This window comes from Sanguibacteroides justesenii, from assembly GCF_003204205.1.
In the GTDB taxonomy this organism is placed as follows: Bacteria; Bacteroidota; Bacteroidia; order Bacteroidales; family Marinifilaceae; genus Gabonibacter; species Gabonibacter massiliensis.
The window spans coordinates 369,854-382,730 of the sequence record NZ_QJPL01000003.1; the positions used below are offsets into that span (position 1 = coordinate 369,854).

Here is a 12,877-nt window from a genome sequence, read left to right on the forward strand (position 1 = left end):
TCGGGTCGAAAGGATCGCGTAGATGGGTTTTGAGCTTGATGTATTTGTTTTATTTTAATTCTTTATTGTTTAATACGCATGTAATTAGTGTGTTGAGTAAGTATTTCGTGAAGGGAGATTTATAAAATTCAGTCATGAGAAAAGTAAAAAATCATATAAAAAAACGATCAATAAATGATCGTTTAATTCGAGTGCAAATATAACTAAATAAATAATAACAGTAAAATTTAACCGATAAAATAAGTGGTCATTATCAGATGTTTTAATGTGGTTTAAAAATGTTAAATCATGAGAATATTTTAATATTGGATGTACTAAAAAACGATCATTTTCTGATACTATTACTTTGCGTGCAGATATCAGGGTTTTAATTGATCGGCGTGGAAAATGAATGTCGTATGAAGTTGCAAATGGTCGACCTAAAGGGTCAATACAACAAGATTAAAAACGAGATAGATGCCGGGATACGAGGGGTATTGGATAGTGCGGCTTTTATAAACGGGCGGGAGGTGACGGAGTTTAGTGAAGAGCTTGCCCGTTATATCGGAACAGAGTATGTGATCCCTTGTGCCAACGGTACGGATGCGTTACAGATCGCTTTGATGTCTTTGGAATTAGAAAAGGGAGACGAGGTGATCGTACCGGCTTTTACGTATGTGGCAACAGCGGAAGTCATAGGTTTATTAGGGTTTATTCCGGTTATGGTCGATGTCGACCCTGTTTCGTTCAATATAGAGGTAAAAGAATTGGAACGAGCCTTGTCTCCCCGAACGAAAGCGATAGTGCCGGTACATCTTTTCGGGCAGAGTTGTGATATGGAGTCTATTTTGACATTTGCCCGGGAGCACGGTTTGTATGTAGTGGAGGATAATGCACAGGCGATCGGAGCTGTCTATACTTTTTCTTCAGGAAACTCTTTCAAGACGGGAACCATGGGAGATATCGGATGTACCTCTTTTTTCCCTTCCAAAAATTTAGGCTGTTACGGGGATGGAGGAGCCTTAATGATTCGGGATAAGGAATTGGCCGAACGGGCTCGTTGTATTGCAAATCACGGTCAGTTGGTGAAATACCACCACGAAATGTTGGGATGTAATTCTCGCTTGGATACGATTCAGGCTGCGATATTGAAAGTGAAATTAAAACATATGGATGAATATAACCGGGCCAGGCGGGAAGCAGCCCGGTATTACACTTCTCGTTTAAAAGAAGTGAAGGGAATTGTACCGCCGTGCGAGATGCCTTATTCCACTCATGTTTATCATCAATACACGTTGAAAGTGAAGGATGGGCAGCGGGATCGCCTGAAAGCGTTTTTGGCGGAAGGGGAGATTCCTTCTATGATTTATTACCCGCTTCCTTTGCAGCGGCAAAAGGCTTTCACGGGGATAGCGAAAATTTCGGGGACATTGGAGGTGTCGGAAAAATTAGCGGATTCCGTTCTTTCGTTGCCGATGCACACGGAACTTACGCGGGAACAACAGGATCGGGTGATAGCGAGGATCGAAGCGTTTTTTAAAGGATAAGACGGTAGGTGATGTACCGTATTTGAAGTGCAGATAAGAAAGTATAAAGTTCGGTATTTGGTTTCTGTTTAAGAAACTAAAATATTGACGCGTGGTTAACGAAGAATAAGCCGGAACAGGGTTCGTGCGCGAAGCGTGTCCGGTGGGTTCGTGAAGATAGATGGGTAAGGAGTAATATCGTTATGGTTAATATGGTAATACGGGACGACGAAAAATACTGGTATGCGGCCTACACGAGGGTGAATCAGGAGATGAGTATAAAAAAGAAATTGGATGCCTTGAATGTAGAGAATTATCTGCCCCTTCAGGAGGTCGTGCGACAGGAACCGGAGGGACGGAAAAAGGTTCGTGAGCTTCTTGTCCGAGGGTTGATTTTTTTACGGACGGATCGGCGTACGAGTTTTGTGTTGCTGAATGATTACTCTCTTAACATTGTTTATATCAGGGATCGGGAGACTCGTCGTTCGCTGATTATTCCCGATAAGCAGATGAAAGATTTTATGTTTCTGCTCGATTTCTCGGATGAAGTGATAGAGATCGTGAACAAGGAGTTACGGCGGGGGGATAAGGTGCGTGTGATCAAAGGCCCATTTGTCGGTTTAGAGGGAGAGTTGGTCCGGGTAAAGGGACATAAGCGGGTGGTGATCCGGTTGGAAGGAGTAGTTTCTATCGCGACGTCTTATATACCGGGATCCTATCTGGAAAAAATAAACTAAGATTTTATATTAATAAAGTATAATGAAAAATTTTGCATTGATCGGGGCTGCAGGCTATATCGCCCCTCGGCATTTGCGTGCCATAAAAGAGACCGGAAACCGATTGGTAGCCGCTTACGATGTATTCGATAGCGTGGGAATCATGGATAGCTATTTTCCGGAAGCGTCGTTCTTTACGGAATTCGAGCTTTTCGACCGTCACCTTTCGAAAAATAAAGGAACGGACAAGGAGGTGGATGTGATATCCGTTTGTACGCCGAATTATCTGCATGACGCTCACGTGCGTTACGCTTTACGCTTGGGGGTGGATGTTATCTGCGAGAAACCGTTGGTATTGAATCCCTGGAATATCGATGCCCTGCAAAAAGTGGAAGAGGAAACGGGACACCGGGTATTCACGATCTTGCAATTGAGGCATCATCCGGCGATTCTGGCTTTAAAGAAAAAAATAGAAGAGGGACCGAAAGAGAAGATATACGATGTCGATCTTACCTATATAACCTCCCGGGGCAATTGGTATTATACGAGTTGGAAAGGTGATAGCCGGAAAAGCGGTGGGGTAGCCACCAATATCGGGGTTCATTTTTACGATATGCTCTCTTGGGTGTTCGGTCCCGTCCGGGATAATATCGTGTACGTGAGCAGTCATGACCGGGTGGCCGGGTTATTGCGTTTTGACAGGGCTCATGTCCGTTACTTTTTAAGCATTAATTACGATACTCTTCCGCCGGAAGTAAAGGAAGCGGGGAAAAGAACATTTCGTTCGTTTCGCGTAGAGGGAGAGGAAATGGAGTTCAGCGACGGTTTTACCGATCTGCACACGGAGAGCTACCGGCATATTCTTGCCGGCGAAGGATACGGTTTGGAAGATGCCCGTACCTCCATTCAAATCGTGCACGATATCCGTCACGCGAAACCTATCGGACTTTGCGGGGATTATCACCCTTTGGCTGAATTGGTATTGGAGGAACATCCCTTTGGTTGGTAATTTTAATAAATAATACGCTTATGTATACTCGATTGGTTTCTAAGAAAGCGAAGTTAGCCTTGGTGGGTTTGGGGTATGTGGGGTTGCCCATTGCCTTGGCGTTTGCCAAAAAGATCTCCGTGGTCGGTTTTGATATCAAAGAGGATCGTCTGGAGAAAATGCGGAATAGGATCGATCCTTCCGAAGAGTTGCCGCCTGAGGCGTTCGATCATAGCGATATCGAATTCACCTCTTCCGTGGATCAATTACGGGCTGCCTCTTTTTTTATTGTGGCGGTTCCAACCCCCATAGACGAGTACAATCAGCCGGATTTAAAGCCCTTGTTGGCGGCTACCCGGACGGTGGCGAAAGTCTTGAAAAAGGGTGATTACGTGGTTTTCGAATCCACCGTTTACCCCGGATGCACGGAGGAGGATTGTTTGCCTTTGTTGGAAGAGATTTCCGGCCTGAAAGTAGGTCGGGACTTTAAAATCGGTTACTCCCCCGAGCGGATTAATCCGGGGGATTCGAAACATATACTGAGTAATACGATAAAAATCGTTTCGGGGTGCGATGCCGAGGCTTTGGAGACGATTGCCAAGGTATACGAATTGGTGGTGGAACCGGGTGTTCATCCCGCTCCCTGTATTAAGGTGGCGGAAGCGGCGAAGATAATCGAAAATACCCAGCGGGATGTCAACATCGCTTTGATGAATGAATTGTCTATTATCTTTTCCCGGATCGGCATCAATACCTTCGATGTGTTGGAAGCCGCTGGGACGAAGTGGAATTTTCTGAAGTTTTATCCCGGATTAGTCGGGGGACATTGTATCGGGGTCGATCCTTATTACTTGGTACATAAGGCGAAAGAGCTGAAATACCATCCCCAGATCATAAACGCGGGGCGTTTTATCAACGACTCGATGGGTGCCTATATCGCCAAGAAGATGGTAAAGAAATTGATTGCCATGGGTAAAAGTGTATTGGGAGCCCGGGTTTTGGTTATGGGGGTAACCTTCAAAGAGGATGTTTCGGATATTCGTAATTCGAAAGTGGCCGATATCATTCGGGAGTTACGGGATTTCGGTGTGGATGTGGATGTTGTCGACCCTCATGCCGATTCGGAAGCCGTGCAGGAGGAATATGGTTTTAAATTGGTGGAAAAACCCCGCGATAATTACGATGCGGTCGTTGTGGCAGTCTCCCATAAAGAATATGAAATGTTGGACGAGACCTATTTTAAGTCGTTGACTTATGAGAACGCTCTTTTAGTAGATATTAAAGGAATTTTGCGGGAGAAAATACATTCGTTGAAATACTGGAGTTTGTAAGAACAGGTATAGAAGAAAAATTTACGGTTTATTTATCTCTGAATAGTAGCATGAAAACGACCCGGAAGTGGGGAATATTAATCCTTTTCGATCTTTTACTGGTGGTCCTGGTATTCGGGGGCTCCGGTTGGATAGGAAGATTTCCCGGATGGTGGATATCGGGAAGTGCCGCATGCCTCTGGGTATTGTTGGGCGTGATTTCGCGGAAACTTAATTTCACTGAATTTCAACGGATTCGCTATGCTTTTATTACGATCGGATTGGTCGACGTATTGTCTGCTGTCCTGCTTTATGCGTTGTATGAGATTTTAGAGCTGACTTTTTACGGTGGCGGAAATTATGTCATAGCTGTCGGATCATTAATCCTTTTGGAGTGTTGTTTTTATCTTGTCGTCCGGCTGTTGGTCATGCGCAAAATTCCTTTCCAACAGGAAGATGAGGCAATAAAACGTTATCATCGGTTGTCGGCAAAATATGCGGCCCGGATGTTAACGGGAGAACAAAGTCCCGATTTAAAAAAATTGTTGGAATTGCTTCGGTGTCATCCCATGAGTAATCCCGTGAGGTGGAGGAATACTTACGAGGCTCGTTTTGCCCGGGAAACGAAATTAATGGCTATTAAAGAGCGGGAGGAGTTGGAGGGGTATTCCCGCGGTTGTTTCGATATGTTCGTGAACCTGTCCCGGGTGAATAAGATTCGTCGGGTGAATAAGTTTTTTATTCATGTAAATAAATTACTGAATGTAGGAGATGTTTTCGTTTGTTGTTGTCAGACGAGTGAAATACGCAAATCTCAAATATTAGGTATCTATCCCTGGGGATTAAACTATTTGATCTATACGACGGATTATGCTTGGAACCGGATTTGTCCGAAACTACCTTGTCTTAAAAAAATCTATTTTACTCTCACGGGAGGTCGTTATCGGGTATTTCCCCGTCCGGAGATATTAGGACGGTTGTATTGTTGCGGTTTCGAGGTAAAACAGGAAGAGTATATTCACGGTCTGCTTTACGTGATTGCGGTCAAAACAAAACCGCCTTTCGATGATCCTTCACCCAGTTACGGGCCTTTGGTGAGGTTGAGACGGGTGGGAAAAGACGGAAAATTGATCGGGGTATACAAGTTCCGGACTATGCATGCCTATGCCGAATACCTGCAACCTTATATCTATCAGCATAACCGTTTACAGGAAGGCGGAAAATTTGCGGATGATTACCGGATTTCCGTTTTCGGCCGGTTTATGCGTAAATGTTGGTTGGATGAATTGCCGATGCTGATCAATATTTTGAAAGGCGACATGAAGCTGATCGGGGTACGTCCGTTGAGCCAGCATTATTACGGTCTTTACTCCCCGGAGTTGCAGCAATTGCGTATCCGTACCAAACCGGGACTTTTGCCTCCTTTTTACGCGGATATGCCTAAAAATTTGGAAGAGATAGAGGCCAGTGAACGCCGTTATTTGGAAGCCTATTTGCAACACCCCTTTTTGACGGACTGGAACTATTTTTGGAAAATCTGGAACAACATCCTGATCAAACGGAAACGTTCGGCCTAAAAGTTTTAAGTATACTTAAAACTTTATGGAATTCTGCGAAAAATTTTAATTGTATTTAAAACTTTGCTACTTGTATTTATTGTATATTCTAATTTTATATTAAAATGGCGATGTGTTATTGACTTTGTATTTAAAACAGGCACCTACATACCTAAACTAATTGCAGAGGCTTTTTACCTGACTAATGATATTGAAAAGTATGGCAGTGGATTTACCCGTATCCGGGAAGCTATCGTGCCCTACCCTACGATGAAGTATGATTTTTACGTGATGGGAAACGGCTGCTTTTCGGAATTAAGCTATGAAAGACAAAAAATATCAACGGCCGAAATCGAAGATAGCGGATTAAAAGATTCTGTGGAGAAAATAGTAGGAGCGATAAAGGTTAATCCTTTTATAACACAAAGTGAATTAGCAAAAATAACAGGACTATCGCGTCGTGGAGTCGAATGGAATCTACAACAACTAAGGAAGAATGGAATAATTTTGAGGGTAGGACCGGATAAAGGAGGTCATTGGGAGATCAATAAAGAAACGGAATAAAAACAGCTATACCGTAATTTAAATATTTTTTCGGATATAACTTATCGTTCCTCTTCTATTCTTGGATAAGAGGATATCTATTTGCGTTTAGTAATGAATAAAGTTGAAAATACGAACCGCTCTTGTCCGGTAGATGGTAGTCGCGGGACTCCGCTGTGGAAAGTCAATTACTACCGGACAAAGATGTTGACCGCTCTATTGGATGACTTGGTGGAATTGGAATCCGTCGGGGCGGATGCCGAGTGCTTTGGGGAGATTCGTCTTTCCTTGGAATATTTTATCAATGCTTTGACCGAGGTTCCGAGCGGGGTGCTGTCCGGTAAACCCTTGTACAAGATGGTCGAAGACTTTTTAGAGTCGTGCCGGGAGTGGGACGAGATAAAAGGGACAAGCCGGGATAGCGTCATGCAACGGCGGGCCGTCATTCGAAAACTCAGGAAAGCCAGGCAACGCGTTTCCGATAAGATGCGGAAACTCCAGTACCAGTTAGAGAACAATGCCGATATACAATTGCTTTCCGATGCCTACCGGGCTATGGGAGGTATAATGAATCTGCTTCCGGATACGTTTAGACATGTAGGGAAAGCGGTAAAAAGATATCTAAAGATCAATTGAGAAATTAAGAGATTAAAGGATTAAGTGATTGGGAGATATAATGATTAGGAGATTTGAATCACAAAATCACGGAATTGCTAAATCATTGAATCACAGAATTTATCAGATCTACAATTTAAAATTTACAATTAGAAGATGCATACTTTGAAAATAGTGGTAACCGGTGGGGCAGGCTTTATCGGTTTATTAAGAGATTATTGTATATACTATTAATGATAGAAGTATTAATATTAGAAATGTGTTGATGATAAAAAGAATCGAACAGAATAGATATAGGCTCGACCTTATATTTTGTTATATATCATTGTTAGGAATTCTTGGTATATATGTCGGTATTGTAAACATGTATTTTTGGATATTTCTTTTGATTACGAGACTTGCAATGTGCCGTAGGATTGAATTGGGAATATTCTTACTTTTTTTAGGTTCCAGTCTTTGGGGAAGATTATTTGCATCGAAGGAATTAGTACTTATTTTTACGATAATTCCTTTGTTGGTTGGGATGTTTATTTTAAGAAAAGAGATATTGAAAATACTGGTCTTTAATAAACGTTCTTTTCTTTTTTTTTCTATTCTCATTCTGTATTTTACAATTATGTTTTTATTAGGTCCCCAGAACGAGTATGCAAAAGAAAAAATATTGAAGTTATTTGTAAGGGGATATGTTTGGTTAGTCGCTTTTTTAATTTATGTGCAAACCTACCGGATTTCCAATAGAAACTTAGCGATTTTGTTTATTATATTGGCATTATTTTATCTCTCTCAAAGCTACCAATTATATGGTGTAAGACCCGCTTATTTGGGGGATATTTCTTTTTTTAGAAACTCTGCAATTAAAATGGGAACGACTTTTACAGGTGGGAATATATTAAATACCCATACGTTAGCTTATTTACCACTTGGAGCTTTAACATTTTGGATGTCGGATAAAAATATTCTTGGAAAAAAGCAAATAGGTCTCTCTATTGTCTTTTTTTTACTCTCATTCGGTTTGATTTTAATGTCCGGAGTTCGTCAGGCTTTAGGTGTTTTAATTGTAATTTTTGCTTTGAGGTTATTTTTGAATAAGAGAAGAATTATCTCATTTAGAAATTTATTCACGTTACTCGTAATCTTTTATATTGTGGTCTCCGTTGTATCGTGGTTCGGCTCCGAATATTTGGAAAAAACTTTATCTCAACGGAATACTGTGGAGGCTCGTCTGAACAGAGATTTTGTGACACCCTTCAGGGTTTTGGCTATTGATCCCGTATTTGGAGTCGGCTTTGGTGGATATCCGGATTATGCAAATAAAAATTATCCGCATAATTTATTTTTAGAGATCTTATGTGAATTAGGCATGGTTGGTTTTATGGTAATTTTGATGTGTTTGGGGGCATTTTGGGTAAGTAGGCGAAAAATTAATATGGTTAGATTCAGAACACTTAACAATGCCTATTTATTTCTTTTATTTACCGTATTTTTTATGAGGTCGATGATTAGCGGTGATCTGACGGGAAACATTGTCTTACTGGGTTTGTTGTTGTGCTTTGTAAAAATTCATCCGTTGGATTTAAAACATATTCGAAAAACCGTGTAATTTATGGAGGGGTCTTTAAAGGAGAAAACCATTGCAAGTATGATATGGAGAGCTGTGCAAGGTTTTGGAAATCGGATTATATTGTTTATTGCGAACCTTGTTTTAGCCCGGCTTTTGTCTCCCGATGATTTCGGTTGTATAGGGATGTTAATGATCTTTTTATCCATTTTAAATGTATTTATTAACGGGGGATTTAGTTTAGCCTTGTTACAAAAAAAGAATGTAACAAGAGCGGATTACTCCACTGCATTTTATTGGAATTTAGTCGTTTCGTTAGTTGCCTATTTATTACTTTTTTATTTTTCTCCCGCAATCTCTGTATTTTATCGGATACCTTTGTTGTCGACAGTTTTAAGAGTGCAAGGACTTGCTTTGATATTTAATGCTTTATCGGTGGTACAAATAACCATTTTGCAACAGCAATTAAATTTTAAAAGGATCGCTATATATGATTTGATAAGTGTATCTATTGCTTGCTCGGCAGGAATAGTTACTGCGTTGTTAGGGTGGGGAGTGTGGAGTCTCGTGTTAAAAATGATGCTTTATTTTTTTGTAAATAGTTTAATATTGTGGTATTGTTCTTCTTGGAAACCAGAGCTGATTTTTAGTATAAAATCATTTAAAAGTTTGTTTGGCTTCGGAAGTTTTATGTTCTTTTCTAATTTAATGAGAGAATTATATCAAGGTATTCCGGATTTGATTATTGGGCGTTTTTATTCCGCAAGAAAGTTAGGGTTTTATACACAAGCAAGGAAATTGGAAGAAATTCCGGTTGTCACTTTGGCAACTATAGTTAGTTCAGTATCCTTTCCTGTTTATTCTAAAATTCGAGATGATAAGGAAAGATTGATAAGAGGGGTAAGAAAAAATCAAAAGGCAATTACTTTTATAAATTTTCCTTTGATGGTATGGCTTATTGTCATCGCTAAACCTCTTTTTTTGATTTTATTTACTGAAAAATGGAGCGAATCTATACCTTATTTTCAATTGTTTTGCATGGGAGGAATGATGATCACTTTGGTCTATTTGAATAAAGACCTGATAACCTCATTGGGAAATAGTAAAAAATATTTTTTTATAGAAATAATATATGAAATATTGGGTATAATATTGATGCTCGGAGGGGTTTGGTTGTATGGTATAGAGGGATTGTTGGGAGGTTATGCTCTTTCATATTATTTGCTTTTTTTGATCAGTTCTCTTGTCACAGGTAAATTGGTGCAATATGGTTTTGTAAAACAAGTGAAAGATATTGGGATGAATTTTGTAATCTCATTATTTACAGGTTTTGTAGTATATTTTATTTCGTTTTTATTTTCTTCTTGTTTTTATTTAATCGTGGCTCAAACAGGGGTATATCTGTTATTATATATAGGATTGGCTCGTCTCCTGCACATAGAGGGATATCAGATTTTTTGGGAAATAGTTCGAGATAAGTTTATAAAAATAAATGATTGAGATATTCCGGTTACATGGATTGTGAAACAAGGTTTTGAATGACAGGATATAAAAATGGCAATTGGGTTAATAGTTATAGGCACGGGAAATAGCAAAAAAGATTATTGAGAATTTATAGTAATTGCTTTGAAATATCTACCGGATATAAGGTATCTGCTGATGGATATTATTAGAGTTCTATTGTTAAAACTTATAGAAATATATATGATGAATGTTTGTCTGACGCATGATATTGATAGAATAGATAAGACATATCAATATTTTACAAAACCCTTACGGGCTTTAAAAGTAAGAGATTTTGACTTGTTCTTTAAAAGATTGTTTTCTTTTTTATATGTAAGAAAACCGTATTGGGGGTTTAACTATATTATCGAAATAGAGAACCAGTTTCATGTAAAATCGACGTTATTTTTTTTAAATGAATCGGTTCCATTTTCCCTTTTTCAGCCTTCAAATTGGAAGCTAAGTATGGGGCGTTATACCTTTCAAGATAAAAGGATTATCGATATTATTAAGTATTTAGATCATAATGGATGGGAAATAGGTCTGCATGGTTCTTATTGGTCTTATAAAAATCATGAATTGCTGAAAATTGAAAAAGAAGGGTTGGAATATATTTTAGGACATCCTGTTTCGGGTATAAGACAACATTATCTGAATTGGGAGGAACATACTTGGGAAATTCACGAAAAATTAGGGTTTGAATACGATTCTTCATGGGGATATAGAAAAAATATTGGTTTTAAGGATAATAAAATTGTTCCTTTTTTTCCTGTACCGGGATCTTTGTTTTGTGAAATTCCATTAGTAATAATGGATTATCCTTTTGTTCTTATTAAAAATAAGTGGTCTCGATTTGAAGATATCTGCGATGAGTGTGAAAGTAAAAATGCTTTTTTGGTAATAAATTATCATAATGCGAATTTGGATCCATTGGATCATCCCGGTGTGATGGATGATTATATTGAAATAATTGAGAGGTTGAAAAAGAGAGGAGCTCGTTTTTTGACAATGAAACAAGCATGCGAACGGGTTGTAAAATTTAAAGGATAAAAAATGATTTCTTCTTTATTACGATTAAAAAGGAAAATTCTATTTGCAGTATTTTTAAAAATCTCTTTGCATAAAGTTCGGGTTTGGGCATTGAAGCGGATCGGGTTTAAAATAGGAGAGCAAGTGTATGTTGGGGAAGGGATTACTATTTTGGTGCAACTTCGTGCTCCTAAGATGAATGTCGAAATAGGAGATAGAGTGAGCTTCGGCCCGAATGTGACAATAGTTGCCTCTTCTCATCCCAATAGCAGCAGATTAAAGAAAATTACCGGGTATAATAGAGGTGCTGTCACTATTGGCGATGATTCCTGGATTGGAGCAGGAGCGATTATTTTGCCCGGAATAACAATCGGTAAAGGTTGTATTGTTGGTGCCGGTAGTGTCGTTACTCGTAATGTTCCGGATTATACGGTCGTGGTTGGAAATCCCGCCAGAGTTTTGAAGAAAATAGAAGGAGAATTGGATTAACCGGAATATTCGGCTCTGAAGATTGCGGGGAGTACGAGGATTTTCTATTTTAAATATAATTATGATGATACAAATATGTGATGATGTAAATCAAATAGATCTATATCAATGGAGTAAATTATTGGAAAAATCTGTAAAAGCATCATTTTTCCATTCTTATGGTTATTGTAAGGCATTAATAGAATCAAAAGAAATTATGCCTGTTATTATTGCGGTGGAAAATGAACAAAAAGAGATAACGGCTTTAACTATAGGTGAGTTGGCAAATGAAAGTAAAAGAGTTCCTTTCTTATCTAAAAGGTTATTGATATTAGATGCACCGCTCTATGAAGATATAGAGAGTTTATTGTACCTGGTAAGACACCTGAAAAAAATTAATGCCGGACTTTTTGTTCAGATTAGAACTTTTTTTCCTTTTTCTGAAAATGAGCAATCTGTTTATATGAAATTTGGGTTTGTTTTATCAGATCATCTTAATGCATACATCTCGTTAACAAATAAAACAAATGATACAATTTGGACTTTATTGAAGAAAGATAAAAGAAAAGGGATAAAGAAAGCAGAAGAGAAGTTCAATATAGATGTTCGGGAATATAATTCTGTAAATCAAAGTATTGATGTCTTTTATGAAATGCAGGCAAAGCTATTTAAACGGAAAAGACATGCACTGAAAAGTAAGGATTATTTCTATAATTTATTAAGAGAGGCAAAAGGGACAATAAAGATTGTTTTTGCAATTTATGAAGGTATTCCTATTGCTTCACAGTTGTATGTAGTATACAATAAAAAAATCACCGCCTTATATACGGCGACTTTGGAAGAACATTTGGAGAAACATGCAGGAGATTTGCTGATATGGTATTTGTTGAAAGAAGGAATTAAGAATAAATGCGATTATTTTGATTTTGGGGGAGGTGGGAATCCCAATTATAAATATGGCCCCCGGGAGTATAAAGAGAGATTTGGGACTGTCTTTGAGAATGTAGGAAGATTTACATTATCAAAATCTTTTTGGTATAAAGTGGTAATGTTTGGGTATAATTTGATGTTGAAAAAATAAATTAA

General features: G+C 38.8%; 12 protein-coding genes. All 12 read left to right on the forward strand.

Translation table 11 applies throughout. The annotated features are described in order from the left end of the window. Positions 1 to 398 precede the first annotated feature (398 nt). Positions 399 to 1,526, forward strand: a complete 1,128-nt coding sequence (locus tag DMB45_RS06820) for a DegT/DnrJ/EryC1/StrS family aminotransferase (RefSeq protein WP_041502902.1) — start codon at positions 399 to 401, stop codon at positions 1,524 to 1,526. A 191-nt stretch (positions 1,527 to 1,717) separates the two neighbouring features. Further along, entirely contained in the window at positions 1,718 to 2,242 is a 525-nt protein-coding gene (locus DMB45_RS06825; RefSeq protein ID WP_041502969.1) for a UpxY family transcription antiterminator, read from the forward strand. A gap of 22 nt (positions 2,243 to 2,264) precedes the next feature. Further along, positions 2,265 to 3,230, forward strand: a complete 966-nt coding sequence (locus DMB45_RS06830) for a Gfo/Idh/MocA family protein (protein ID WP_041502903.1) — start codon at positions 2,265 to 2,267, stop codon at positions 3,228 to 3,230. A gap of 20 nt (positions 3,231 to 3,250) precedes the next feature. Then, the gene (locus DMB45_RS06835) at positions 3,251 to 4,540 is read left to right on the forward strand and encodes a nucleotide sugar dehydrogenase (protein ID WP_041502904.1); all 1,290 of its coding nucleotides are present in this window, start codon (positions 3,251 to 3,253) and stop codon (positions 4,538 to 4,540) included. 50 nt (positions 4,541 to 4,590) lie between these two features. After that, entirely contained in the window at positions 4,591 to 6,096 is a 1,506-nt protein-coding gene (locus DMB45_RS06840) for a sugar transferase (RefSeq protein WP_041504673.1), read from the forward strand. A 63-nt stretch (positions 6,097 to 6,159) separates the two neighbouring features. Beyond that, positions 6,160 to 6,639: a winged helix-turn-helix domain-containing protein gene (locus DMB45_RS06845; RefSeq protein WP_041502906.1), complete on the forward strand. Its 480-nt coding sequence runs from the start codon at positions 6,160 to 6,162 to the stop codon at positions 6,637 to 6,639. 93 nt (positions 6,640 to 6,732) lie between these two features. Further along, entirely contained in the window at positions 6,733 to 7,254 is a 522-nt protein-coding gene (locus DMB45_RS06850; RefSeq protein WP_041504674.1) for a hypothetical protein, read from the forward strand. Positions 7,255 to 7,597: 343 nt separating this feature from the next. After that, on the forward strand, positions 7,598 to 8,833 hold the full coding sequence (locus tag DMB45_RS06855) for an O-antigen ligase family protein (RefSeq protein ID WP_110688594.1): 1,236 nt from the start codon (positions 7,598 to 7,600) through the stop codon (positions 8,831 to 8,833). A gap of 3 nt (positions 8,834 to 8,836) precedes the next feature. Next, complete coding sequence (locus DMB45_RS06860) at positions 8,837 to 10,291, forward strand: lipopolysaccharide biosynthesis protein (protein WP_041502909.1); 1,455 nt, start codon at positions 8,837 to 8,839, stop codon at positions 10,289 to 10,291. A gap of 159 nt (positions 10,292 to 10,450) precedes the next feature. Then, positions 10,451 to 11,344: a polysaccharide deacetylase family protein gene (locus tag DMB45_RS06865; protein WP_110688595.1), complete on the forward strand. Its 894-nt coding sequence runs from the start codon at positions 10,451 to 10,453 to the stop codon at positions 11,342 to 11,344. Positions 11,345 to 11,347: 3 nt separating this feature from the next. Further along, entirely contained in the window at positions 11,348 to 11,812 is a 465-nt protein-coding gene (locus tag DMB45_RS06870) for a DapH/DapD/GlmU-related protein (RefSeq protein ID WP_041502910.1), read from the forward strand. Positions 11,813 to 11,873: 61 nt separating this feature from the next. Then, entirely contained in the window at positions 11,874 to 12,872 is a 999-nt protein-coding gene (locus DMB45_RS06875) for a GNAT family N-acetyltransferase (protein WP_082032888.1), read from the forward strand. Positions 12,873 to 12,877: the final 5 nt, after the last annotated feature.